Source organism: Bacillus sp. N3378-2at (assembly GCF_033412715.1).
Classification (GTDB): Bacteria; Bacillota; Bacilli; order Bacillales; family Bacillaceae; genus Bacillus; species Bacillus subtilis.
In genome coordinates this window covers 237,714-261,697 of record NZ_CP117986.1, presented here as the reverse complement: position 1 = coordinate 261,697, position 23,984 = coordinate 237,714, and the positions used below count along the sequence as shown (strand labels likewise).

29 protein-coding genes and 3 pseudogenes are annotated in these 23,984 nt (G+C 38.5%); 11 read left to right on the top strand and 21 right to left on the bottom strand.

Annotated features, from left to right (window positions below; genetic code table 11):
• Positions 1-102 precede the first annotated feature (102 nt).
• The 11 genes and pseudogenes from PUN35_RS01340 to PUN35_RS01285 all read right to left on the bottom strand — a co-directional run.
• Positions 103-297: pseudogene (locus PUN35_RS01340) on the bottom strand (tautomerase family protein); the annotation flags it as partial.
• Between the two features lie 196 nt (positions 298-493).
• Positions 494-1,816, bottom strand: coding sequence for a branched-chain amino acid transport system II carrier protein (gene brnQ / locus PUN35_RS01330; protein ID WP_014480358.1), 1,323 nt, complete (start codon positions 1,814-1,816; stop codon positions 494-496).
• 164 nt (positions 1,817-1,980) lie between these two features.
• The gene (azlD, locus tag PUN35_RS01325) at positions 1,981-2,313 is read right to left on the bottom strand and encodes a branched-chain amino acid transporter AzlD (RefSeq protein ID WP_014480359.1); all 333 of its coding nucleotides are present in this window, start codon (positions 2,311-2,313) and stop codon (positions 1,981-1,983) included.
• Positions 2,310-3,036 (bottom strand): annotated as a pseudogene (azlC, locus tag PUN35_RS01320) (azaleucine resistance protein AzlC). Before azlC ends, azlD begins: the two are co-directional and overlap by 4 nt.
• 12 nt (positions 3,037-3,048) lie before the next feature.
• Positions 3,049-3,522: an azlBCD operon transcriptional regulator AzlB gene (gene azlB / locus PUN35_RS01315; RefSeq protein ID WP_014480361.1), complete on the bottom strand. Its 474-nt coding sequence runs from the start codon at positions 3,520-3,522 to the stop codon at positions 3,049-3,051.
• 333 nt (positions 3,523-3,855) lie between these two features.
• Positions 3,856-4,131 carry a barstar family protein gene (locus tag PUN35_RS01310; protein WP_014480362.1) on the bottom strand — a complete coding sequence of 92 codons (276 nt, stop codon included), beginning with the start codon at positions 4,129-4,131 and terminating at the stop codon, positions 3,856-3,858.
• Between the two features lie 272 nt (positions 4,132-4,403).
• Positions 4,404-5,636: a cytochrome P450 family protein gene (locus PUN35_RS01305; protein ID WP_014480363.1), complete on the bottom strand. Its 1,233-nt coding sequence runs from the start codon at positions 5,634-5,636 to the stop codon at positions 4,404-4,406.
• 224 nt (positions 5,637-5,860) lie between these two features.
• Positions 5,861-6,172 carry a hypothetical protein gene (locus tag PUN35_RS01300; protein WP_224588647.1) on the bottom strand — a complete coding sequence of 104 codons (312 nt, stop codon included), beginning with the start codon at positions 6,170-6,172 and terminating at the stop codon, positions 5,861-5,863.
• A gap of 126 nt (positions 6,173-6,298) precedes the next feature.
• A complete protein-coding gene (locus PUN35_RS01295; RefSeq protein ID WP_014480365.1) occupies positions 6,299-6,865 on the bottom strand; it encodes a cysteine hydrolase family protein in 567 nt (188 codons plus the stop codon).
• Between the two features lie 228 nt (positions 6,866-7,093).
• Complete coding sequence (locus PUN35_RS01290) at positions 7,094-7,465, bottom strand: YrdB family protein (protein WP_072592606.1); 372 nt, start codon at positions 7,463-7,465, stop codon at positions 7,094-7,096.
• 45 nt (positions 7,466-7,510) lie between these two features.
• Positions 7,511-7,666, bottom strand: a complete 156-nt coding sequence (locus tag PUN35_RS01285) for a hypothetical protein (RefSeq protein WP_014480367.1) — start codon at positions 7,664-7,666, stop codon at positions 7,511-7,513.
• A 275-nt stretch (positions 7,667-7,941) separates the two neighbouring features.
• On the opposite strand from PUN35_RS01285, the pseudogene PUN35_RS01280 reads away from it, so the two are divergent.
• Positions 7,942-8,066, top strand: a pseudogene (locus PUN35_RS01280) (TetR-like C-terminal domain-containing protein); the annotation flags it as partial.
• 230 nt (positions 8,067-8,296) lie between these two features.
• Here the strand turns inward: PUN35_RS01280 and PUN35_RS01275 are convergent.
• Entirely contained in the window at positions 8,297-8,800 is a 504-nt protein-coding gene (locus PUN35_RS01275) for a DinB family protein (RefSeq protein WP_014480368.1), read from the bottom strand.
• Positions 8,801-9,019: 219 nt separating this feature from the next.
• A complete protein-coding gene (gene aadK / locus PUN35_RS01270; protein ID WP_014480369.1) occupies positions 9,020-9,874 on the bottom strand; it encodes an aminoglycoside 6-adenylyltransferase AadK in 855 nt (284 codons plus the stop codon).
• Between the two features lie 395 nt (positions 9,875-10,269).
• On the opposite strand from aadK, the gene PUN35_RS01265 reads away from it, so the two are divergent.
• The 4 genes from PUN35_RS01265 (at position 10,270) to PUN35_RS01250 (ending at position 14,198) form a co-directional block, all read left to right on the top strand.
• Positions 10,270-11,313 (top strand): nitronate monooxygenase, encoded by a 1,044-nt coding sequence (locus PUN35_RS01265; protein WP_014480370.1) that lies wholly within the window; start codon positions 10,270-10,272, stop codon positions 11,311-11,313.
• Positions 11,314-11,660: 347 nt separating this feature from the next.
• On the top strand, positions 11,661-12,458 hold the full coding sequence (gene murI, locus PUN35_RS01260; protein ID WP_014480371.1) for a glutamate racemase: 798 nt from the start codon (positions 11,661-11,663) through the stop codon (positions 12,456-12,458).
• 380 nt (positions 12,459-12,838) lie between these two features.
• Entirely contained in the window at positions 12,839-13,546 is a 708-nt protein-coding gene (locus PUN35_RS01255; protein ID WP_032726255.1) for a YrpD family protein, read from the top strand.
• Between the two features lie 574 nt (positions 13,547-14,120).
• Positions 14,121-14,198, top strand: coding sequence for a YjcZ family sporulation protein (locus tag PUN35_RS01250; protein WP_072175780.1), 78 nt, complete (start codon positions 14,121-14,123; stop codon positions 14,196-14,198).
• 286 nt (positions 14,199-14,484) lie between these two features.
• Here PUN35_RS01250 and PUN35_RS01245 read toward each other — a convergent pair whose 3' ends face one another.
• The 3 genes from PUN35_RS01245 to sigZ all read right to left on the bottom strand — a co-directional run bounded on the left by PUN35_RS01245 (position 14,485) and on the right by sigZ (position 16,125).
• Positions 14,485-14,646 (bottom strand): hypothetical protein, encoded by a 162-nt coding sequence (locus PUN35_RS01245; protein ID WP_033881351.1) that lies wholly within the window; start codon positions 14,644-14,646, stop codon positions 14,485-14,487.
• Between the two features lie 63 nt (positions 14,647-14,709).
• A complete protein-coding gene (locus PUN35_RS01240) occupies positions 14,710-15,465 on the bottom strand; it encodes a metal-binding protein ZinT (protein WP_014480373.1) in 756 nt (251 codons plus the stop codon).
• A gap of 129 nt (positions 15,466-15,594) precedes the next feature.
• Positions 15,595-16,125, bottom strand: coding sequence for an RNA polymerase sigma factor SigZ (sigZ, locus tag PUN35_RS01235; protein WP_014480374.1), 531 nt, complete (start codon positions 16,123-16,125; stop codon positions 15,595-15,597).
• Between the two features lie 135 nt (positions 16,126-16,260).
• Here sigZ and PUN35_RS01230 point away from each other — a divergent pair, with 135 nt between their 5' ends.
• Positions 16,261-17,241 (top strand): aldo/keto reductase, encoded by a 981-nt coding sequence (locus PUN35_RS01230; RefSeq protein ID WP_014480375.1) that lies wholly within the window; start codon positions 16,261-16,263, stop codon positions 17,239-17,241.
• A gap of 141 nt (positions 17,242-17,382) precedes the next feature.
• Here the strand turns inward: PUN35_RS01230 and csn are convergent, their stop codons facing one another.
• Complete coding sequence (gene csn / locus PUN35_RS01225) at positions 17,383-18,198, bottom strand: chitosanase (protein WP_014480377.1); 816 nt, start codon at positions 18,196-18,198, stop codon at positions 17,383-17,385.
• Positions 18,199-18,640: 442 nt separating this feature from the next.
• Here csn and PUN35_RS01220 point away from each other — a divergent pair, with 442 nt between their 5' ends.
• Entirely contained in the window at positions 18,641-18,904 is a 264-nt protein-coding gene (locus tag PUN35_RS01220) for a CD3324 family protein (RefSeq protein WP_014480379.1), read from the top strand.
• Between the two features lie 190 nt (positions 18,905-19,094).
• Positions 19,095-19,856 (top strand): alpha/beta hydrolase, encoded by a 762-nt coding sequence (locus PUN35_RS01215; protein ID WP_228224805.1) that lies wholly within the window; start codon positions 19,095-19,097, stop codon positions 19,854-19,856.
• A 397-nt stretch (positions 19,857-20,253) separates the two neighbouring features.
• On the opposite strand, the gene PUN35_RS01210 is transcribed toward PUN35_RS01215, so the two are convergent.
• The 4 genes from PUN35_RS01210 to PUN35_RS01195 form a co-directional block, all read right to left on the bottom strand.
• On the bottom strand, positions 20,254-20,610 hold the full coding sequence (locus PUN35_RS01210; protein WP_004398671.1) for an SH3 domain-containing protein: 357 nt from the start codon (positions 20,608-20,610) through the stop codon (positions 20,254-20,256).
• A gap of 52 nt (positions 20,611-20,662) precedes the next feature.
• The gene (locus PUN35_RS01205) at positions 20,663-21,022 is read right to left on the bottom strand and encodes an SH3 domain-containing protein (RefSeq protein ID WP_004399021.1); all 360 of its coding nucleotides are present in this window, start codon (positions 21,020-21,022) and stop codon (positions 20,663-20,665) included.
• Between the two features lie 271 nt (positions 21,023-21,293).
• Positions 21,294-21,395, bottom strand: a complete 102-nt coding sequence (locus tag PUN35_RS01200; protein ID WP_121517030.1) for a hypothetical protein — start codon at positions 21,393-21,395, stop codon at positions 21,294-21,296.
• A 142-nt stretch (positions 21,396-21,537) separates the two neighbouring features.
• Entirely contained in the window at positions 21,538-21,924 is a 387-nt protein-coding gene (locus tag PUN35_RS01195; protein ID WP_014480381.1) for a VOC family protein, read from the bottom strand.
• Positions 21,925-22,186: 262 nt separating this feature from the next.
• Between PUN35_RS01195 and PUN35_RS01190 the strand changes: the two genes are divergently transcribed.
• Genes PUN35_RS01190 through PUN35_RS01180 form a run of 3 tightly spaced genes read left to right on the top strand, consistent with a single transcriptional unit; the run spans position 22,187 to position 23,971 of the window.
• Positions 22,187-22,432, top strand: a complete 246-nt coding sequence (locus tag PUN35_RS01190) for a hypothetical protein (RefSeq protein WP_014480382.1) — start codon at positions 22,187-22,189, stop codon at positions 22,430-22,432.
• A 15-nt stretch (positions 22,433-22,447) separates the two neighbouring features.
• Positions 22,448-22,816 carry a spore coat protein gene (locus PUN35_RS01185; RefSeq protein WP_009967868.1) on the top strand — a complete coding sequence of 123 codons (369 nt, stop codon included), beginning with the start codon at positions 22,448-22,450 and terminating at the stop codon, positions 22,814-22,816.
• Between the two features lie 18 nt (positions 22,817-22,834).
• On the top strand, positions 22,835-23,971 hold the full coding sequence (locus PUN35_RS01180; RefSeq protein WP_014480383.1) for a zinc-dependent alcohol dehydrogenase: 1,137 nt from the start codon (positions 22,835-22,837) through the stop codon (positions 23,969-23,971).
• Positions 23,972-23,984: the final 13 nt, after the last annotated feature.

The window sequence follows — 23,984 nt, the reverse complement described above, 5'->3', positions numbered from 1 at the left end:
TTCTTTTATAAACATAAAAAAGCGGAGCAAACCCATGGTTTGCTCCGCTAACCTAGTTTCTCTATCCTTTTCTTCAATCAAGCATTTGAGGGTAGTATTCAACTACAATTTACCTGTTAAAAATTGGGCCTCCCCAAGTCCAAAACTCCAGTCAGCATTATCATTTTCAACAATAGATACAATTAAATCAGTTGATGCGATACCACACTCAGATTCCAGTCTTTCGGCTAACAGCCTGTAAAATTTTTGTTTCTTCTCTTCCGGTCGGGATTTACTTGTAACTGAAAGTGAACTTAAGCCGGCAAATTTAGAAAATTTCGTGCAGAATGAAGTAACTCTTGATCAATTACCGGATTTTCTTCCTACCTTACGAAGAGGCGAAGCAAGAGGAAGGATGATTGTAAATTTGGTTGATCACATTTAATAAGCAAGTCAACCGGCGAACAAGCACTTTGTCCTTCCTGCAGATCTGAGTGATATTGCTGTTGATTGATCAACTTGTTTTTGTTCGGAATATACTCAGTATATAGCCGCATATTCCCCCTGCAATAGCTGGAATGAGCCACCCCAGCCCTATGTTATACATAGGTAGAATCTGAGTGAAAATATGATTCACAACTTCAATTTTTATTCCCGCCTCCTTCAAACCGTCAAATAAGCTGATGATGAATGCGAATAATAAACTGCCTTGATACACTTCTGTCTTCCCTTTAAATACAGAATGCAAAAACGTTAAAAATATTAAGGAAATCGCGATAGGATACATCGTCAGTAAGACAGGCATTGACACCTTAATGAGCTGGGTTAATCCTATATTTGCGACAAGTGTACTAAACACTGATAAAACGACAGCAATTTTTTTATAAGAAATGTTCGGAAATAATTCATGAAAAAATGAAGAACACGCTGTGATCAGTCCGACACTTGTCGTCAGACACGCCACTGTAATCATTAAGCCCAATAAGATTGAACCATAAGATCCAAAATAATAGGATGAAACCTTAGCCAAGACCTCTGCTCCATTTTCTAAAATCCCCAGTTCTTCAACGCTGGAAGCCCCCATATAGGAAAGGGCTGTATACATAACTGCTAAGAGTACAGCTGCAATCGCGGCTGCTTTTGCACAAACACCCATCAGCTGTTTTTTGGTAAAAGCTCCTTGTTCTTTCAATGCATTCACGATGATAATTCCAAAAACAAATGCTACAAGAGCATCCAGAGTAAGGTATCCTTCCTGAAATCCTTTAAAAAACGCTTGTGATGTGTACCCTTTTGATGGTGCTTGAATGGTTCCAATTGGGCGAATAAGAGCTACCACTACAAGCAATCCGATAAATGTCAGCTTAATTGGCGTCAAAAATTTTCCAACTATATCAATGATTTTTGAAGGATTAAGTGATAACAAGCATGCCAATCCGAAAAATAATATTGTAAATATGATCAATGAGACAGGGCCTGCATCATTTGATAAAAAAGGTTTTACCCCAATTTCAAACGATACGTTTCCTGATCTCGGGATAGCGAAAAAAGGCCCGATTGCCAAATAGAGAATCGTCGTAAATACAATGCCAAACACCGGGTGAACACGGCTGACTAACGACTGTAAGTTTTGTTTACCCGAAAAAACAAATGCTGTTATAGCCAGTAATGGCAATCCAACTCCGGTCACTAAGAAACCTGCATTAGCGATCCATACATTTTTTCCAGCCATTTGACCAAGCATAGGCGGAAAAATGAGATTTCCTGCTCCAAAAAACAATGCAAATAGCATTAATCCTATAATGATGATATAGGAAGCAGACACTTTTTTTGACATTATATATCCTCCGATTAAAGTAGACACTTCTTGAATAGCCAGGAAACATTACAGATGCTATTTGCACTGGCGCAGTGTTGATTCCAAAATAAGTTTGTGTCAGTTTTATATATTTTTATCAAGTTCAATAAAAACATGATCATTTTGATCGTTTCCGATATCGGTTAAAAAACCAATTGCACCAAAACCATATAAACAACGGTTCCCCCCGCTATGGAAAGAAGCATATTTTTCTTCCACAAGTGAAGCAGTACAACTGCAGCTGCTCCAACTAATTCAGGAATGCCATGACTTCCAGAAAGCAGACTCACATCTTTTAAACAATAAATGACCAAAAGCCCGATTACCGCTGATGGCAGCACTTTACCAAGATACTGTACATATTTCGGTGTCGGTTTGCCAGACGGGAAAATCATGAATGGAAGGAACCGTGTCAGCATTGTTCCTAGCACGACCATTGCAATGGTGATTATTTGCTGCGTCATAGTCATCGTCATACGGAAACCTCAGCTTTCTCCAATGGTTTTCTCAGAACAGTCAGTACCCCTAAAATGGCGAGCATAGCAGGAATAATAAATTGGTTTCCGCCAAAAAGAATAAGACTGGCTACTGAAAGCCCAAGTCCTGTGAGAGCACTGTAATGCTTTTTCTCTTTCATCCATTGTTCTATGAATATCACAATAAACAGAGCAGTCATCACAAAAAATACCTCCTATCGCAGCCCCCGCGACCCAATATAAATGATTAAGCAGTGTCACAAAAAACATAAACCAGCCCTTGTCAACATTCGCCGGAACATTAGCGGTATAATTGATAGAAAATGATTCATCACACATTCCGAAAATCAGATAAAGCTTTTTCTTTCCAGTCCCCCTGTACTTATCCAACATGGAAATTCCATAAAACAAATGCCTGGCATTGACCATTAACGTCAAAAAAAGAGCATTCATAGGGTTGAACGCACCAAGTAAAAAATTCGCTGCAACAAACTCCATTGAGCCCGCAAATATCATAAAACTCATGATGATTGGATAGATTGCGCTAAATCCCAAAGAATGCATAAAGATTCCATAAGCTATCCCCAAAAACAAAAACCCCGCAAAAATCGGAATTGTATATGGGAATGCAGAACGAAATGCAGCCCATATTTGACCTCTCTTATTCATATGAGTGTTTATAGCAGGAGAGCTTAAATGTAACGATTCTTTATTTTTATTCAAATCAACAACCTCCTACATTTCATCAATTGGCACACTGACAGTTCTTTTTTCTGTACTCATGACTATGCTTGTGTCAACTCTACTAATAGCAGGGTTCTGGATTAATGAATCAATGATAAAATTCCGATAACTCACCATGTCCTTCGCCACAATCTTAAGCATATAGTCATGGCTTCCTGTAAGTGTGTAGCATTCTTGAACCTGTGGGAATTTGTTTATATCCTCTAAAAATGAATGAATTGTCTCCCTATTTAAGGGTGATAAGTTGATGAGAGCTAGTGCTGTGACTTCGATTCCAAGTTTTTTCTCATCAACAATAGTCGTAAACTTTTTAATTATACCTGCTTCTACTAGGTTCTTTGTTCTTGCAAGGCAAGCTGATGGTGAAAGCCCAATTTTCTTAGATAAATTTAAATTTGATATTGAAGCATCTTCCTGCAATTCTCTTAAAATGGCCTTATCAGTTTCGTCAAGCATAATACTCATTTCATAACCCCCAATACGAATTAAAAGAATTATATTTCATTAAGTTTAAATAATAAAGAATTTTTATTCGTTAATCAAATATTATTTAAATTTAAATCCTTTTAAAATATTATTCACAGAATAAAATTATTCTCGTGATTAACTCATAATGAAATTAACTTACATCAGAAAGAAGTCATGGGAGAGTTATGTACTTGTATGACTTGATACCAACATCATAAGAAACTTATCAGAAGCCAAAAAGTTATTGCGGTCTCACCGAAAATTGAATTTGCGGTGACCTATTGCCTTTTTCTGCGAACAAAAATTGTTAAAATTCACAAAACAGAAAGTCTATTCTATTATTATTTTAAACTCGTCCTTTAATTCCTCTTGAGCCTCTTGTAAAACTTCTAATACATCATTAGCGTATGAACCTAAAAACTTTTTACTAAACTCAAAATTTATCAAGACTAAAGTAAGCGGCAAATCCACCCACCCTGTCAGGCAATCCCATAAAGCGTCTAAATTTCCTCCATAGTAGTCTGGGAAGTCTAATTTATCTTTTAAAACATCATGTAAAACTTCAATATTTTCAAAGTCTCTTCCATCTATCATTATTTTTCTCATTAGAAACTATGCCCTCCATTATTTTATCTTAACAAACATTTTCTATGTAACAGCTGTTTGTCTAAATGAGGCTGAAAACAAATAAAAAACACCGATAAGATGAAACTATTGGTGTTTGCAAGAGATTTTCATGCCCGGTAGGCATAAATAATGCTAAACTTTGTTTTTGAAAAGCTATCATATCAAATTTTTATGTTACAGCTTTTACTATCGTTTAATCTAATTGAGGAGTAAAACGAGATATGTTTGAAAATCACATATCCCCCCAAAAATTAAAAACTAAGCGGCAGTTCTTCGAGTGCTCTCATCAGAAAATTCCCTTTCCATTTTATTTGTTCCTTTTCGCCTTTTAACTGTATATTTGGACAGCGGCGTAATAAGGTGGAAATCGCAATCTTTGCTTCTAAGCGGGCTAGCTGTGCACCAAGGCAAAAATGATTGCCATGGCCAAAAGCAATATGGCGGTTGTTCTTTCTTTCAATATCAAATATGTCGGCATTTGGAAATATCTTCTCATCACGGTTTGCTGATGCTAAAGAAATGATGATCACATCTTTCCGTTTAATCTCCTGTCCATGCAGCATAAACGGTTCAGCCGTCCAGCGAATCGTCGTTAACTCAACAGGGCTGTGAAACCACAATGCTTCTTCTATGGCTGAATTCATCAAGTCTGGCTGCTGGCGGAGCTTTTCTAATTGATCACCGTGACACATCAGAGCATAGGTCATATTGGTGATTAAGTTTACGGTTGTTTCATGACCTATAACGATAAGCAGCATAATCATCGAGTACAATTCTTCTGTACTTAATTGTGTGCCTTCACTTTCCGCTTGAATTAATGCACTGATTAAATCTCCTGAAGGTTCGCTCCTTTTTTTGCGAACTAAGGATTCCAAATATTCAACAAATTCTCCTAACAAGTGGTCATTCTCCTGAAGTCTTTCAGGGGCATCTGAAAAATCAATAATTGCTTGTGACCACACTCTGAATTTTTGACGATCTTCCAAGGGAATGCCAAGCATTTCACTTATCACGATAATCGGCAATGGAAACGCATAATCGTCTACTAGGTTCATGAATTTGTTGGGCTGCACTTTATCCAATAAAGAATCTGCGATATGCTGGATTTTGTCTTCCAACTGGAAAATCATCCGATGCGTAAATGCTTTTTGAACAAGAGTTCGCAAGCGGTTGTGATCAGGGGGATCTGAATTAAGCATATGCTTTGTTAAAGACTCTTCATTCTTCAATAGAGCAGGACGTTTTTCTTTTGCGGTAAATACATTTTCATAGTTTTTCTTTAATTTTTCATTCTTTAATAAATGTATTGCATCTTCATATCTCGATATGAGCCAGCCTTTCCCCAGAGCTCCTAAAGATAATGGGTAGAGAGGCTGTGATTTTCGCAATTCTTTATAAAATTCATACGCTTCATCTTTAAATGCTCTCGAAGACAATTGACTTTCCGTCAAAATGGTTACACTATTTTTTTCTTTTGAAGACATTCATTCGACCTCCATCTTTATGAAAGGTTAAGATAATCTTTAAATATAAAATCAATACGATTTGTAAAATGATCTATTGAGATCAGCATTCGTGATAAGGGCCAAGATGCCGCCCCGCATTTTGAAATAAAAGGTATGAGTCAGTCATTAATCATTTTGCTGCCCAAACTCTTTCCCTGATAAAATGGCGAAACTCCTAATACTTCTAAATACCATGCCGGCTCTTATAAGGATTTGGAAGATTTTTCAGTCTCATTAGTCACCGCCAACATGTTCAATACTGAAAATCCCCCCATTTTGATTAATGTTATCCCCCCTGCTGCTATATAATCGATCAAGTTAATGTCGGGTTTATCACGATGTTTTAATAGAGCGGCAACAACCATTTCACCATTCTGAATGTCAACAAAAAAGAAATGCTTTTTAAAATATGCTCTTGTCAGTACTTTATGCATTTCAAAAATAAATGAATGATCTTTTTTTTCGCGTTTTACGAGTAAATCCATAAAAGAGCTTTGCCACTTTGCTTCATTCATCTGCCCTTGCTTGTCGATAAAGAAACATTGATACATCTCCTCTGAGCAGTAAAGCAGGAAATCGAATTAAAGCGCCCTTCCTATTGGAAAGGCGCCTGCCGTTTTACTGTGCCAAAATGTTTTTCATCAGTGAGTTTTTATAAAATCATTTATTAATTGATCAGTTGTCAATATTGTGGCAAATTCATCATGCAATGTAGCTAGAGATATATTATGAATAGTCGCCGCATCATAATATGTATCATTTTGGTCTCTCATTCCGAAGGCTGCTGTTGCATCTGAAATCAGGTATGTATCAAACCCTAAATTACCACTCATTCTTGTGGTGGTTGATACACAGTGAGGCGTGGTTAAACCAGTTATGACTACAGTGGTTATTTCATTTAATTTTAAGAATTCTTCTAAATTCGTACCAATAAAGCTGCTATTTACTGTCTTGGTTATAATGACTTCTTCATCCATAGGCTTAACTATTTCCTTTATCGCAAACCCTTCATTCTTTGGATGGAATAAAGAATGAGGTTTATCAGAAGTGTGTTGTATGTATATGACTGTCCATCCTTTTTCTCTCCATAATTTTAGTATTTTACTAATGTTTTCTTCCGCCTTTACGTTATTCCGTTCCCCCCATTTTTTATCATCAAAGGCTTTTTGTACATCCACAATGATTAAAGCTTTTTTCTTTTCTTCCACAAGATACCCTCCTATGTAGAATTTCTATTTATTACTACATTCTAAATACAAATTTTACTTTTGCACAATTGTTTAATGATGAATTTCAAATGAGCGCCTTCTTTATTGGAAAATGCGTTCTATACTGCAACTGTGCCCAAGCCGTTAACCTTCAAATCTAATCTCAGAATCACTGGCTCTACAGAGAATAATAAAAAACACTCTAATAACGAGTGCCGAAATGAAAAACTATTGATTTAGAAGCCATTTGATACGCTCAGCTGAAAAGATGTAGTGGAGTATTATTAGACATAAAAAGACAATACCAACTGGTTTTAAATGACTAAAATAAAGCGCTGCAACAGCCATTGCAAAGATCAATAATTCAATAACTAACCTTGTTACCCCGTTTACAGCTATTACAGTTTGTCCGCTTCGACTAGGATCATGAGGTACTGCAAATACAGACCAGACAATCATAACTGCAATAGGTAAAACCAAAGTTAAAACATATTTAAAATAACCATTAAAGCTTATCCAAGCAAACACGCCTAAGGAGATTAGTGCAGCAATTTCAAGGGTGAATCTTAAAAGTAAATTAGTCTGATTCAGTTTTTCCAACTCCTCTATAAAAAACACCCCCGCAGGAGATGCTCTTTCTCTGCTTTATTTCAGCGTATAAAAACTTTTCTGTTCTTCCTCTTTAGATTCTATTGTAGTTTTCGGCGAGATTACCTCTACTTTTGAAGAGGCGATACCGACTGCTGCTATTACCAATGCTCCGATTAATAGAACGATGATAAGTATAATGAAATATGACAACTTTTCCCCTCCTATCCAGTTAATTATCCAAATAATCAGGAAGTTGTCTACAATTTGCAGAATTTGTCGAACGAAGTAAAGATTATACCTGGGAGGCTTTACTCATTGTATGAATTACAGTAATACACTACCTTCCCTTTTGAGAAAACGTTCCCCTCTTGTATCCATTTGTTGCAACTTAGCTAGACTCTTCCAATAGGCTTCCTTTTGGCGCAGCTGCTTCTAGTCGAAATTGAGCAATACCTGAATGTTTGATTGGAATTTCTGAACCATAGATCGCTGCTGAATTTGTTGCAAATGCATACGTAGGAGTAGTCGAATGGTGGTTGAAAAATGAAATGCCTTACCCACCTCGAGTGATGGCAGAAAAAGCGGGGTTTTGTTAGAGAGGAATCTATAGATATGTGTATCTAGAAGATTTGACAGCATTAAAAATTATACTTACATCGTTGGGAATAGGCCAACAATAAAGCGGAAGAACGTTGTCATTTGAAGTGGTTTGGAATAAAAATGATTCGAATATGTTCTTATCATTGGTAAACGAACAAAAAAAGAACATGTTTTGAAAAAAGATTGATCAAAACATCTTCTTATATGTTGTCATAGCGTAACTTTTTATAAAAAGGTTGATTACATTTTCGGGGCTTCCAAACCAAATTTTGCCCATTCTTCTTTTGCTGGACCATAAATACCTGGAACAGTTAAACCTGCTTGTCTCATAAGAACAGTCATTTGTCCCCGATGGTGGTTTTGATGTTGAATTAAAAACATCAAAAGTGAACCGTTAGGCAATTGTTGTCCGATAAAGTTGATACGTTCTTGAAGTGTATGGTCAGTCCATTGGGTTTTTAATGCCTGTACAAATGCATTACTGGCTTGATGATAGCTGTCAGCTATAAACTGAGCCGAAGTTGGAACAGGATAATCTTCAGCTGGGGCATGGAACGTTAAGTCTGTGTTTGAGGTAATGATGCGAATGGCAGCAACAGTATGCCAAGCAATACGGCCTAGAGTCCAATTTTGTGAAGTTATTTCTTGTTTAAGTGATTCATCAGTCAGATTATTTAATAGTTTCTGTGTAGCATCTGCTTCGAACTCCCAAGATTTCAAAAAATGGTCTAAGGTTTGAAACACAAAAATCCTCCTTTTTGTTTTTTCAATGTGCCTATAGGTTAATTATAATGCCTCGTTTCGTTAAAAAGAACAAAAAATTTTGGACAAGAATAATTATAGTAAAATGCGTAGACATTCTTAAACATAACGATTTACGCATCTTTTTACAAACATGGTGACTCCTTGGTCTCCATTGTCAGCGAGAATCAAATATCATATGAAGACAATCCTATATTCTTATCACTTTACTGAGCAATAAATACCTTCCGTATACTTAGTGATGCCTTCATCGTAATCAGGATACTGATATGCAAGACTTTCTGATACAGCTTTTGAATACTTTCTAAATAATGCATAGCAAGTAAATAAAGACTTCCACATTTCCTGATACCCATTCACAGAATATGTAGACATGAGTTCCTCCCATTCTTTATTTGAAAGGTACCGCTTCATAAATTTATAGTTCTTCCCCATACTAAATGAATACCCTTTCTGAGATGCGATATGCCAGGCCATCATTCTCAATAAATTAGGACGTACAATTTCATTTAAATGGTCAATGGCAAAAAGGATTTCATTTCTTGCTAGTCCTTTTACTACGTAAGTCGAAACCATCCAGAACTCATTACAGCAATCATCAAATTCCCTTGCAGTCGGCTTTTTCATCCAGTATTGGCGATCATTTGGGGTCACTTTATAGTTGATGAACGAATCCTTATCGAGCAAGACCTTAACCAAACCATCGTTATTAGCAAAATAATCTTCTGCTTCACGAATTGGAATAAGGGTTAGATCTAATTTGTTGCCATCCTCAAAAAGAATGATGTATGAAAACCAATTACCTAATTCGGGAGGAAAAAGCTCCATATCTTCTGGTTTTTGCATCATAATGCGCTTCCCAAAGATTTCGAGCCACTGATCATTTTCTTTAAAAGATTCTACATCAGTTACAAAATACGAGATGTCATAATCTTGGAAGTTGTCAGGAGGGATATTTCTGTTTGTACGTGACCCTTCCAAAGTGACCAATCGGATTCTCTCATCGTTCAAAGCAAAGTCCAAGAAAATGTCCATCATTTCCTGCTCACTTCGCATCGCATGTTCCTCCGTTTCAGCCTTAATATCTAACTGTAAAACCGAATATTGATCTGTACGTCTTATAGATTTTTTTACTCTTGAATGTGATGTATTCTTCTAAGCTTTATTTTACATGAAGTCCTTCTATATATCATTCAAAATTAAGATGCAAGACATCTCAAAATCAGATATCAACTATGAAGGACTACATGAATATTCAGTTTTTTGTAGAGCCGCCATGGGACGACACTATCTTTGACACACTTTAATCCCCCCTGCTTTATCGACATGTTAACTGGTATGAGAGATTGACAAAAAGAAGGAAAACGATATATTTAAGCGAATACGAGTTTTTGAGCAAATTTTAAAATGACACTTTTTTCAAAAATCATGTCTTAACGGGGGGATTCGGTATGAATGAATTTATGAAGAAGTTTTCCTTAACAAAACCGATTATTCAAGCTCCAATGGCTGGCGGTATTACAACGCCCCGACTTGCATCTGCAGTTTCGAATCAAGGTGCTCTTGGCAGCTTAGCATCGGGGTATCTTACGCCAGACCTGCTAGAACAACAGATAAAAGAAATGTTTGAGCTGACAGACGCTCCTTTTCAAATTAATGTGTTTGTTCCGCTAGGTCTAGAGATGCCACCAGAAGATCAGATTAAAAAGTGGAAAGAAAACATACCGTTAGCTAATCAAGTAAATCAATTCACATCTGTACAAGAAGAGTGGGATGACTTCTATCAAAAAATTGATCTAATTTTAAAATATAAGGTTAAGGCTTGCTCATTCACTTTTGATCTGCCGCCTGAAGACGCAGTAAAGGAGCTAAAAACCGCTGGATGCTGTTTAATAGGAACCGCTTCAACAGTAGAAGAAGCATTGTTAATGGAAGAACGGGGAATGGATATAGTAGTCCTTCAAGGAAGTGAAGCCGGTGGACATCGCGGAGCATTCTTACCTTCCAAAGGTGAATCTGCCGTAGGTTTAATGGCTCTGATTCCACAAGCAGCAGATGCACTGAGCGTACCTGTCATAGCTGCTGGGGGAATGATAGACCATAGAGGAGTAAAAGCAGCTTTAACCCTTGGAGCCCAAGGCGTTCAAATCGGTTCTGCCTTTTTAATTTGTCACGAGAGTAACGCACATCCAGTACATAAACAGAAAATACTAGAAGCAAACGAAGCAGATACAAAGCTTACGACATTATTTTCAGGTAAAGAGGCCAGAGGAATCGTAAATAAATGGATGGAAGAAAAAGAACAGTTTGAGACACAAACCCTTCCGTACCCTTATCAAAATACACTAACGAAGGCAATGAGACAGCAGGCTTCACTTCAAAATAACCATGATCAGATGTCTTTATGGGCAGGTCAAGGGATACGGTCATTGACTGAGGAAATTTCGGTTAAGCAGCTTTTAAATCAGCTTTGCCAAGAAGATATAAAAATATAGGCGCACCTCATTGATAGAGCAAAAAGCAAACTTCGACAGGCAGTTTGCTTTTTTTTCGTAATTTCATCCCCTGACTCTGGAAATCTAAATACTCCTACATTTTCAAAGCTAATTGAATCGGGTTACCAATCATCCCATTGATACGATGCGATCTTAATGATTTCACCACAACCACAATACATCACCAACATTTCGATCTTATCTCCCCTTCTCAAATTTTGCTATCTATTCGAAAAATCGATAACTCCCATATTAAATTCGAATAGTAAAATGGTTGTTTTTCGTTTGATTCAGATGATATAAAGTCATATGATAAAAAAAGAATGAGACAGAAAGCGTGAGAAGTGATGAAAATAGGATTTTTTGATTCAGGAATTGGTGGCATGACTGTATTGTATGAGGCCATAAAAGTTCTTCCTTATGAAGATTACATTTTTTATGCAGATACGTTAAACGTTCCATACGGTGAAAAATCAAAGGGTAGAGTTAAAGAATATATTTTCAATGCAGCTGAATTTCTAGCCAGTCAAAATATCAAAGCTCTTGTTATTGCGTGTAATACAGCTACTAGCATTGCGATAGAAGATCTTCGGAGAAACTTCGACTTTCCGATAATCGGAATCGAACCCGCTGTAAAGCCTGCTATAAATAAATGTACAGAGGAAAGAAAAAGAGTTCTGGTAGTTGCTACTAATTTGACGCTTAAAGAAGAGAAATTTCATAATCTAGTTAAAGAAATTGATCACCATGACCTTGTTGATTGCTTAGCTCTTCCAGGACTAGTTGAATTTGCTGAGAACTTTGATTTTAGTGAAGACAAAATCATTAAATATCTAAAGAACGAACTATCTTCTTTTGATCTGAAACAATATGGAACGATTGTGTTAGGATGCACTCATTTTCCGTTTTTCAAAAACAGTTTTGAAAAACTGTTTGGGATAAAAGTTGATATGATTTCAGGCAGTGTCGGTACTGCAAAACAGTTGAAAAAAGTTCTTGCAGATCGTAACCAGCTTGGTAAAGGATCGGGCTCAATCACCTTTTTCGATTCTGGCCACAAAATTGTGGACCAAGAAATCATATCAAAGTACAAAAGATTGTTTGAAATATTAGATGAAACTCAAAGGAGTCATGTTAGACATTGAATGTAAATGAAAAAGACAATCTCCTGAAGAGAAACATGAACTAAGAAGCGGGCTTAAAAAGCCCACTTTTTTTCTAACAAACAATTGAGTTATACACACATATCTGATTACAGTGTTTTCGCTCTTTCCCCTCTTATTTCTACCCCATCTCTATAGCTTTTCTATTTCAATAAAACACAAGTCTCGATTGAAAAGTTATCGTAACATTTACACTTCACAGGAGATTTTTCACGATTGCGAATCGACCGTTTGCCAGATGCACAAAGTCATAATGTGTAAATTCTGTATCTATGTGCATGTTTATTATGGAATTATTTTCATAATGTTTTATAATACAAGATGATAGCGTTTTCTAATTATAATGATAGGGGGAAATAATGATGATGAAAAAAGGTCTGCTTGCGGGTGCGCTTACGGCAACCGTGCTTTTTGGCACATGTGCAGTAGATGTGCCGGGTATTATTAGTCCAAAAACCGCAGAAGCTGCATCACAGCTAACTGATGGAATCGGCGGGAGGGCTTACTTGAACAGTAATGGTGCCATTCTTGTTACGAAAATCCAGCTTCCTAGCTCCACTCAGGTTTCAAATGGGACAGCCTACATCTACTCTGGTTTTAGCGGAGGCACAGAATCCGATATTGGGCTTCAGTACAGTGATAAATATAATGTATGGAAACCATATATGAAAGTTGGTTCAAAAGGACAGGATCAGGTTCAGTACCTCGAAGGAGGAAGCCAATTCACGAATACGAAAGGCTTCCGTCCCGGCAGCACCGTACAACTTACCATCTACAAAAACCTTAACGGCAATACCCGCGCTACATACTGGGGCACGAACAATGCCGGATACAACGGCCGTCTCATTTCAGAAATCAGCAAAACAAATGTCGGCTCCATCTCCAAATGGAAAGCGCTTGCTACAGTTGCTACAACAGGTTCACGCCAATCTATCAAATCAAATTTTTCAACATCTTTTACAAACATCACCATCGACAACAAAGCAATAACACCTGTAATTGATACACAAGACTTCGCTAAAGTAACAGTCTCAGGCAACAGTGTCAGTTTATCCGTTGTGAAAAATTAAAACATGTTAAACATACAATGCGTTAGGCTATTGAGAAGCTCTCGATAGTCTTAAAGGGGGCTTAACATGCCCCTTTTTTCATTTCAATTTAACTTTCAGTTAGCTTCGGTGCATGCCGTCTATCCCCGTCTTTTATCTGGGTGAAGTAAGGAGCAGCTCGCCCCTTCTGAGCCTGTTCCATTTGCTCAACGCAAAAGGTGTGCATCACTGTCTTAAAAATGTTAAAACAAATAGCAGATGGTGCACTTTATTTTTAGATGAGGCATGCTTACGCTCGATATGCAAGTCAAATGATTAAGGGTCTGCAAGAGAGAGAAGTTTTGGGTGTACTTTCATAAAAGAGGGGTCTTCATATAGCTTGATTGCACCAGGAAGATTAACCAGCGATTGGCCGAGAACAACACATCACTTTGAAACGGATTCATTCCAAAATCATAAGTATGATCCAATAACTAATAAAGATCAGTTAGCAGTCCAGCCTTAAAAATATTTTTACATCAATTAAATTAGCATCACTATCGAATAAGCTCGATCTGCATATCATGTACTATCCTCTTTTAAGGAAGGTGATGTTATGAGGTCATTTCCATTAATTGTAGTTCTATTCATCCTATTAATCATCGTTGGGACATCTTTCTTTGGTGGCTATTAAGAACACACCTTACCTCATATCCATCAGACGCCATAAGAAATCTTTATGGCGTCTGTTTTTTATTAGATTTAAACAAAACCATTAAAGTGGGCCATGCAAACACACCTATGGAGATTACTGCCACGACTTCTTTGTGAGGGAAATATTCTTCCCTTTATGGACTATTGTCGATCAAAAGAGAAAGTTGAAATACCTTTTTATGGTGAGATGAATCGAGGCTTAGACATATAAAAAACCGCAAAGCTTTCTTGAAGAAGCTTTGCGGTCTTTGGGTCTCTTCTTTGCTTCATATAAGCCAATAGATTTCAAGCGTAATCCACTGCCATACATCCAATGATTTTTTATTTTGAAATAGGTTTCTTCTACTCTTCCTGTGAGATGACTCAAGGTATGCCACGTCACAATAATGTGGCGGATCCTGAGTGGTCTCAATCAGTTTTTTCCCCATTCTATCAATTCTCCACAGAAAAAAATGGCTATGGCAGAAAAACTTTCATAGAGTAATCATCATTTAATGAGCCATCATCTCATGGGCAATATCGTGTCCATCCATTTTTGACGGGTAGTAGGTAGGCCAGTTTTTGACTTCATCAAGTAAAGCTTCACGGTCGTCCCCCCAATAGAGATGGTAATGACTAGCTTTAGTCGGGTAAATACTATGATCACTAAACTGAATATACTGAGGCAGCCCTTCTGCTTTTTTAGCTAGTTTGAATATGTATCTTACCCCTCTATTGCCCGCATCATAGGTTAGAATTTCGTATCCGTCATACGTATACTTACCAGAATATTCTTGTCCATTTTTGAAGAACGTTACAGTATCTTTCTGGATTACAATACGGTCAACATCTGTTTGATAGCCCTTTTTATAATACTCTTTATATTCTTCAGCTGTCTTGCCGCCTTCGTGTTCTGATTTATATGAAAACACTTCGTCAAGAGTACCATCTTGCAGGTATGGATATACAGATTGCCAATCTCCTTCCCAATCAGAAAGTAAGCGATCCTTTACTTGGCTGTTTTTAAAATAGCCTTCATATATTTTTTCTGTTTCTTTATCATGCGCATGACTATGATCGTGAGAATGTTCGTGTGTATGACTGTCAGATGTTTGCTCTTGCGTTTTGGAAGAGTCTTCTTCAACTGCTGAGGATGATGTTGTTTTATTAGACTCACCTGCAGAAGAACCGGAAGTCTGACATCCTGCCAAAACTAGTAATGAACCAATCGTTAATATGCCTAGCCGCTTTGAAAATAAAATGTTCATTCCAACACTCCTTTTTATTAAATCGAAAACATTACGATTTATATTATACATATATCTCTTGCAAACATCAAAGGGAAAATGCTCTTCAGGATGGCCTATTTTAAAGGAATAACTGACTATGTTCATCAGTTATTCCTTTAAAATACGAAAGTCTACGATATTTCCATATCGATCAGCTTCAATATGACAGCACCCCTCAAGCAGCTGTTTTAATTTTCCACGTCCGCGTTGTACCCTTGATTTTGCTCCGGAGTAAGAAATGCCGAGCTTTTCACTCAACTCTTTTTGTGATAACCCCTGGAATTCAGTTAACTCGAGCGCCTCTCGATACTTTTCAGGCAACCGTTTGATGGTCGATCGAATACACACAGCTGCTTCCTTGGTGAAATTTTCTTCCTCTGCACTGTCATTAAAATGTAGAACATCAGGCAATATTTCGCTTGTTTTTTTTGTACGGTAAAAATCAATAATCGTATTTCTAGTGATCCGATAAATCCAGCTGTCGATCTTTTGTTCATCGATCAGATTTGGGAGATGCACTTGTATTTTCATAAATACGATTTGCAAGAGGTCATCAACGATAGATTGATCGTTAACCCTATGTGAAATATATGTTTTTAACGGCTGATGAAATTGATCCCATAGATCCTCTATATTCATTTGAAAAAACCTCCTATAATTTTGCGTCTGCTTTACATTTGCTTCGTCTTTTTAATCGTAACAAAGAGCGAAACAATTGTTGAATCAATTGTATTGCAGCTGTTGCAAAAAATAATGATAAAGGAGAAATTTGTTGTGGAGTATACCTATTTAGGGAGAACAGGATTGCGGGTGAGCCGTTTATGTTTAGGCACGATGAATTTTGGAGTTGATACAGACGAAAAAACTGCGTTCCGTATCATGGATGAAGCGCTTGATAACGGCATTCAATTTTTTGATACTGCCAATATTTACGGCTGGGGCAAAAACGCAGGATTGACAGAGAGCATCATTGGAAAATGGTTTGCACAAGGAGGACAGCGCCGCGAGAAAGTTGTTCTGGCGACAAAAGTATATGAACCTATTTCTGATCCGAAAGACGGACCAAATGATATGAGGGGCTTGTCTCTATACAAAATCAGACGTCATCTGGAAGGATCACTGAAGCGGCTTCAGACAGATCATATCGAATTGTACCAAATGCATCATATTGATAGGCGGACACCGTGGGATGAGATATGGGAAGCTTTTGAGACTCAGGTTCGCTCCGGCAAAGTAGACTATATTGGATCCAGTAATTTTGCAGGCTGGCATTTAGTTAAAGCGCAAGCTGAAGCTGAAAAACGGCGATTCATGGGACTCGTCACTGAACAGCACAAGTATAGTTTATTAGAACGAACAGCTGAGATGGAAGTGCTGCCGGCTGCACGGGATCTTGGTTTAGGAGTAGTGGCGTGGAGTCCCCTTGCAGGAGGGCTTCTTGGCGGGAAGGCATTGAAAAGCAATGCCGGAATTCGTACAGCAAAAAGAGCAGATTTAATTGAAAAACATCGTTTGCAACTCGAGAAATTTTCAGATTTATGCAAAGAACTAGGAGAAAAAGAAGCAAATGTGGCTTTGGCATGGGTGCTGGCAAATCCAGTTTTAACTGCGCCGATCATCGGACCACGAACGGTTGAGCAGCTGCGTGATACGATAAAAGCCGTTGAAATCAGTCTGGATAAGGAGGTTCTCCGCATGTTAAATGATATCTTTCCCGGACCTGGAGGAGAGACACCTGAGGCATACGCCTGGTGATACACCCATTACTTAAATAGTTATGCTGAACTATCATATATAGGAAAGACAAGAGCTTGTTTGTCTCTTGTCTTTTCCACATCGTGCTGAAAATGCTGGCTAAACATCGACAAAAACGCTGCCGTTTTATTCATTTAATGCTTATTTGATTACGAAATTACCGTACTCGTTTGAACGAACATGAATCGGTCCGTTTAGATTATAGTTGTTCTCCTTGGCGATAGAGCGAAGCACGTCCACACGGGCAACTGATTCTCTCCACTCGTCACGGGTGTCATGATTGGCCGGATTCATCAGATCGTCATAGCGTACGTCCAAGAATTTATTTAACCACTTCTTCTCGTCTATTCCGTCTTTAGGTGATCCGCCCGCTTTTTTGTTCGTACGTTTAATCAAGGCATAAAAAGAGTCAGGGTCATCACCATCGCCATGCTGAATAACCGTATCGTACATCACAGCTCTAGCCAATGCTGTTTTTAGTCCGGCATTATCCGATCGTTTCATGGCAGGCTGATAATACAAATGGTCATTTACTTTGTCTTGGGCGGCGCGAAATTCCTTATCATTTGCAAGCGACTTCCAGGCAGAAGCGAATCCCTTGAGATTGCTTGTATCATCGCTTTCTTCCTTGGCCAGACGGCGCAATTCAGGCAGATACTTTTTCAGTTTGTTATTCGGAACTGCCTTTGTGTATACTTCCACTACTTCCAATGCATCCCCGGTAGCCGTTGTAAAGCCTGCCCGTCCGCATGTATAGCCTCGCCCGTCATCCAATCGCTCTACATATCCATATTGGATCTCCGTTGTGCCGTTTTCAAAGATACTTGTCAGCTGTTCCGCCCGGCGCTTTTGATCTTTATTCAGTCCCGCCGCAAAAACCGTTTCGCTCATCATCAGGGTAAAAAACATGGTGAAAACAAGTAATGAGATCGCTGCTTTTTGCATACTGATTTTCATTGCACTTCCCCTTTCTAAATATTGTAAATACAGACTCAGTATACATGAAGAGACTGCCCTATTGTTGAAAATACATCAATTTGTCAATATTTTGAATCTAAAGTAATATAGCTTGAATCTTACTCTTTTCATTGCCAATCAGCCTTAGCCCCTCTCACTGGGAAGGTCCCTTGATTTTCATACTGCTTCAACTTTCATTAACAAGATGCCATAAGGCTTTACTCTATTTTATAATGGAAGTGATCATCGAAAATCGTTAGGGAGGTGATGTAAATGGCAAGCAAGCTGAGAATGCCAGATTCCGCAACGTCCCATGCAAAGCCTACTATTGGGAAGGCGATACTTTGCATGGGGTAGACTTTCTAAAAGATCGCCCAAGTAAGCTTTTCTGATATAGTGGCTTTGCACCTTATTTAACATAAAAAATAAGGAGCTGGCAGAAATGGCATATGTAAAAGTAACCGCTATTTTACCTGAAAAGCTGATATCGGAAATTCAAAAGTATGTTCAAGGAAAAACAATATATATCCCTAAACCTGAATCCTCTCATCAAAAATGGGGTGCGTGTTCAGGAACAAGAAAGCTGATCGATGACAGAAACGCTTCTATTAAAAAAGCATTTAAAAATGGCAAAACCATTCATCAATTATCTGATGAATATCACCTCTCTGATGAAACAATAAAAAAAATTGTCTACTCTAAATAAACAAAACGGAAGCACTGATGAAAAATCATCAGTGCTTTTTATATGGCGAGTTTGTTTCTTAGTTATTTCCTGCATATGATACCATTGGCCAATTGTGTAAAGTTAAGGGAGATGAGAAGAAAGGAAGGTCCTACAAATGACAATAAACAATGGAACGTTGCAAGTACCCGGCGCGAACATCCACTATTAGGTGCGTGGCTCAGGTCCAATCATTCTTTTGGTCCACGGCGGAGGCGGTGATGCCGATAAGTTCCATCATGTTGCCAATCATCTGGCTAACTGGTACACGGTTGTTACTTATGATCGCCGCGGCCATTCCCGCAGCAATCTCACCAATCAGATTGAAGATTACCGTGTGGAAACACACAGTGACGATGCTCACCGTCTTCTAGCCAAAATCACCAATAAACCGGCATACGTATTTGGAAGCAGCTCCGGGGCTGTTATCGGGCTTGATCTGTGCATACGCCATCCCGAACAAGTACATGTCATGATCCCACACGAACCAATCTTATTGCAGCTTCTGCATGGAAATGAGCTGAAACAAGCCGAGCAATTCATGGAAGACCTTAAGAAAAATCATCGAAGTGAAGTCATTAAGTTAATGTCAAGATTAGAGACAGACGAACAATCAAAGGCTGTGCTGACAAAGCGGCTTCTCGGCAATTCAACGTATTTCACTGAGTATGAAATTCAAGGAATTCTCAATTATACATTAGATTTCGAAGCATTAAAAACTGTGTTTACATCTTCACCGATGAAGGTACTCCCAGCTGGCGGAAGTGCTTCTCGGGAGCTTTTTCCTTATCGTTGCGCGAACGCCCTAGCGGAACAATTGAAAACAGAATTGGTTGAATTCCCCGGAAATCATACGGGGTACACAATGCATCATAAAGAATTTTCTGAGAGGTTACACGACATGTTAGAAAAAGAAAAGAAACATACGTGTTAAGGATTGATTAAAATTTTCATAATAGGACAGGTAAAACTAACTATGGAATTAGAGAAGATTTCACGAAGCGTAAAAAGAACTTTTCACTAACGAGAACGCAATGTGAGATGTCTAACCAAAGTGATATTAGGAATTTCATCGAAAAATAGGTTTGTACATTACGTTCTCCTATTGATTATTTCCTATCTTAATTCCGTATTTTATACCAATAGATACAACTTTAAAGCGGCTCGTTATTTTGTCCTCAACAACCACCAGTGTCTAACATCATGAATCTCTTTTGAAAATCATCACAAATGCAGGAATAGAAGACGCAAGCATAGCAAAAACCATACCTACTATTGTTGTTGGTATGGTTTTTCTCTGATAGACCCTTAAGAGGGAGATCAGTATATATCTAATTGCATTTGTAACCGACAGGGCCGTCTGAACCTGTGTACACATATGTGTCAGACACATATCCAATATTCACGACACCCCGTGAATCTTTCCACTGGATTTGGTCCCAGATATTACTCGTTCCATACTTCCCTGTAACAGTCGTTCCATAAGCGTAACAATAATAAGGAACACGGGAGCCGCTCGGAATGGAAAGCATAATAGGATAATTTGTACCAGGACCGCTGCGCATATTGACAGGCGCACCGCTGCTTGTTGAGACAGTAAAGTACTGAACGGCAAGTGCCTGACTGGAAAAAATGAATAATGATGCAATCATAACGGTTAACATACTCAGCATTTTCAGTTTAGTCAATGTCATCCCTCTTTCTTCAATTCCTTCATTTTAAAAAACGATAGAACATAGGCTACCAGCTGCATTTAGGAACAACCGGACCGTCTGAGCCTGTATACATATATGTATCAGAGACAAATCCAGGAACGATCTCCCCGCTGGCAAGCGTCCGCTCTGTGTAATTCCAAATATTACTCGTTCCATACTTTCCAGTTACAGTTGTACCGGTTTTGTAGCAATAGATCGGGATGCGGGTTCCGCTCGGAATGGTCGTTACAATTCCCCAACTTGTACCTGGGCCGCTGCGCATATTGACAGGAGCACCGCTGCTTGTTGAAACCGTATAATACTGAGCCGCAAGTGCATGGCTAGAAAAAATGAACACAGATGCAATCATCACCGTTAGCATACTTAGCCTCTTTAGCTTATTCACCTAATACCCTCCCCTTATAAATGCCGTACGTTTGACTTTCTTACATCCAGTTAAGGATTTACTTTCAGATACCATGCCTCCTCCCCTCCCATATATTTATCAATGTACCATAAACTAGATCTTTCAAAAGTGGAATTATTCCTATGTTTTCGACAATTAAGGATACAAAATAAATGGCAGTCAGGCGTGATATTGATGGTGTGTTACATTTGGCTCTTAATCATTTGTCCAGTCAGTAATCACGATTGACAATCCGGAAAAAGGACATGGATCAAGCGGCTTCGTTTCCACCAATTAACTCAATCAGTGTACTTCTGCCTTGTATCCACGCTTCTTCTCGATTCATAGATACTCCACCTTTTTCACCAATCAAAAACGGACACCAAACAAATCAGCGTAAATGCTGCAAGTTCAGTGTCCGCAACCTATTATGACTTCGCTTTCTTTTACCAGGGCGTATAAAAATGATGAGGTACGTTATCAAACATTATTCTATGATTTTGCGAGTCGAAAAATCATAACATTTTATATATTTCAATCAGATTATGATCTGGATCTCTGAAGTGAGCAACTCGGGCACTCCATTCCTTGCGATCATGCGGTTTATTCACACATTTAACTCCTTTTTCGTGTAAATCGTCATACGTTTTATCAACATCTTCTACCTTAAACTGAAGCAAAAATTTTGATTGAGCTTCTCCTTCCAACGATATTTTTTCCTCTCCAACGATTTCAGCCATCGTTTCTCGAGATAAAAGCTCTATTTTCGTTTCCCCATTATCAAAGAGTGCATATTCCATTTCATTCTCTAACCAACTTATTGGAAGTCCTAATGAATCTTTGTAAAACTCGACGCTTTTCTTAAAATCATTCACCAAAAGTCTAATTTGTAACAGCTTCATATCGAGTGCCTCCTATAAAACCATACTTTTACTGGTCATCCAATTTAATGATACCAAAGAAACCTGACAGCACTATGTCAAGTTTCCATAAATAAATTTCCATACTTCACCCTTATTTCAGATTTAAGTGCAGCTTAGTGCAAGTCATAAGAACGAGCAAAAACAGCGATTCTTAAAACAAAAAATGATACCGAGTGTATTTTCTGTATGCTTCAACTTCATTTCGGGAAATGTAACGTTGATAAAAGGAGGTTACATTAATATGGATCATCAAACATTAGCAGCTCACGAGGCTGTAGACTTACATGAAATTGTGAACTTTAAAACACTTTGTATAGCGAAATCAAAGTTAATGCAAGGGCTTGTGTTTGACCAAGAACTGAAGGACTTGATGCAAAAAGATGTGCAGCAATCCATTCAAGCCCTCACTGAATTACAAGCGGTTTATGAGCGTGCCTCATTTCAGGCCCCTGTCCCTCAAAGCCGCCCAACGCCAATCATCAATTGAAGGAGGTACGCATCTTTGAATAATGATCATTTAGACCCCATTAATTCGCTGAATGTGCCTGAACTTGCAGACACTACATTCGCGATGGATTTTCTTATACGAGCTAAGGAAGGCGTAAGGAATACTGCTGTAGCTTTGACAGAAACCGCTTCACCAGATGTAAGAGCCTTGCTGCGGAAACAGCTGATGCAAGGAATTGCGATGCACCAAGAGATTACGGAACTGATGATCAGCAAAAAATGGTTCCATCCATATGAGCTGAGCGAACAGTATAAGCTGGACCAGCTCTCTGCAAAAAACACGATCATGGTCGGCAATATGAACCTCTTTCCTGATGAAACAAATCGTAAAGGGATGTTTGACCGGACACCTGATGAACACTAACACTGGAGGTTTTACAGCATGAAGGCAGTAACGTATCAAGGCATTAAAAATGTTGTTGTCAAAGATGTCCCCGATCCAAAGATTGAAAAATCCGATGACATGATTATAAAGGTCACCAGTACAGCCATTTGCGGATCAGATTTACATTTAATCCATGGATTCATTCCTAATATGCAAGAAGACTATGTCATCGGCCATGAACCGATGGGAATCGTCGAAGAAGTTGGTTCTGGTGTGACTAAACTAAAAAAGGGAGATCGGGTAATTATTCCCTTTAATATAGCATGCGGGGAATGCTTTTTTTGTAAAAACCAGCTGGAAAGCCAATGCGATCAGTCTAATGACAATGGGGAAATGGGCGCTTATTTCGGCTATTCAGGGCAAACAGGCGGTTATCCAGGCGGGCAAGCTGAATATTTAAGAGTGCCGTTTGCGAATTTTACCCATTTTAAAATCCCTGAATCTTGTGAGGAACCCGATGAGAAATTAAGCGTGATTGCCGATGCCATGACCACCGGCTTTTGGAGTGTGGATAATGCCGGCGTAAAAAAAGGCGATACAGTTATCGTTCTCGGCTGCGGGCCAGTCGGCCTGTTTGCGCAAAAATTTTGCTGGCTAAAGGGCGCAAAACGCGTCATAGCAGTTGACTATGTAAACTATCGCTTACAGCATGCGAAACGCACAAACAAAGTAGAAATCGTAAACTTTGAAGACCATGAGAATACAGGAAGTTATTTAAAGGAAATCACGAAAGGCGGAGCGGATGTAGTCATTGACGCTGTTGGGATGGATGGTAAAATGAGCGATCTCGAGTTCCTTGCCAGCGGATTAAAGCTTCATGGCGGAACGATGAGTGCATTGGTCATTGCCTCCCAAGCTGTTCGCAAAGGAGGAACCATACAAATTACAGGTGTGTATGGAGGCAGATATAACGGTTTTCCGTTAGGAGATATTATGCAGCGAAACGTCAATATACGCTCTGGACAGGCTCCTGTGATTCACTATATGCCGTACATGTTTGAACTCGTATCAACGGGCAAAATTGATCCGGGAGATGTTGTCAGCCATGTCCTGCCGCTTAGTGAAGCCAAGCATGGCTATGACATTTTTGATTCAAAAATGGATGATTGTATCAAAGTTGTGTTAAAGCCTTAAAAAACGGAGGTTA

Coding starts and splice junctions, on each gene's coding strand:
- PUN35_RS01300 (WP_224588647.1), bottom strand. CDS start 6,172: ATGAATGAAGCAAAGTGGCAAAGCTCTTTTATGGATTTACTCGTAAAA.
- PUN35_RS01305 (WP_014480363.1), bottom strand. CDS start 5,636: ATGTCTTCAAAAGAAAAAAATAGTGTAACCATTTTGACGGAAAGTCAA.
- murI (WP_014480371.1), top strand. CDS start 11,661: ATGAAAATAGGATTTTTTGATTCAGGAATTGGTGGCATGACTGTATTG.
- PUN35_RS01265 (WP_014480370.1), top strand. CDS start 10,270: ATGAATGAATTTATGAAGAAGTTTTCCTTAACAAAACCGATTATTCAA.
- PUN35_RS01310 (WP_014480362.1), bottom strand. CDS start 4,131: ATGAGAAAAATAATGATAGATGGAAGAGACTTTGAAAATATTGAAGTT.
- PUN35_RS01240 (WP_014480373.1), bottom strand. CDS start 15,465: ATGAACATTTTATTTTCAAAGCGGCTAGGCATATTAACGATTGGTTCA.
- PUN35_RS01245 (WP_033881351.1), bottom strand. CDS start 14,646: ATGGGGAAAAAACTGATTGAGACCACTCAGGATCCGCCACATTATTGT.
- azlD (WP_014480359.1), bottom strand. CDS start 2,313: ATGACGATGACTATGACGCAGCAAATAATCACCATTGCAATGGTCGTG.
- aadK (WP_014480369.1), bottom strand. CDS start 9,874: ATGCGAAGTGAGCAGGAAATGATGGACATTTTCTTGGACTTTGCTTTG.
- PUN35_RS01255 (WP_032726255.1), top strand. CDS start 12,839: ATGATGAAAAAAGGTCTGCTTGCGGGTGCGCTTACGGCAACCGTGCTT.
- PUN35_RS01250 (WP_072175780.1), top strand. CDS start 14,121: ATGAGGTCATTTCCATTAATTGTAGTTCTATTCATCCTATTAATCATC.
- PUN35_RS01190 (WP_014480382.1), top strand. CDS start 22,187: ATGGATCATCAAACATTAGCAGCTCACGAGGCTGTAGACTTACATGAA.
- brnQ (WP_014480358.1), bottom strand. CDS start 1,816: ATGTCAAAAAAAGTGTCTGCTTCCTATATCATCATTATAGGATTAATG.
- PUN35_RS01220 (WP_014480379.1), top strand. CDS start 18,641: ATGGCATATGTAAAAGTAACCGCTATTTTACCTGAAAAGCTGATATCG.
- csn (WP_014480377.1), bottom strand. CDS start 18,198: ATGAAAATCAGTATGCAAAAAGCAGCGATCTCATTACTTGTTTTCACC.
- PUN35_RS01180 (WP_014480383.1), top strand. CDS start 22,835: ATGAAGGCAGTAACGTATCAAGGCATTAAAAATGTTGTTGTCAAAGAT.
- sigZ (WP_014480374.1), bottom strand. CDS start 16,125: ATGAATATAGAGGATCTATGGGATCAATTTCATCAGCCGTTAAAAACA.
- PUN35_RS01195 (WP_014480381.1), bottom strand. CDS start 21,924: ATGAAGCTGTTACAAATTAGACTTTTGGTGAATGATTTTAAGAAAAGC.
- azlB (WP_014480361.1), bottom strand. CDS start 3,522: ATGAGTATTATGCTTGACGAAACTGATAAGGCCATTTTAAGAGAATTG.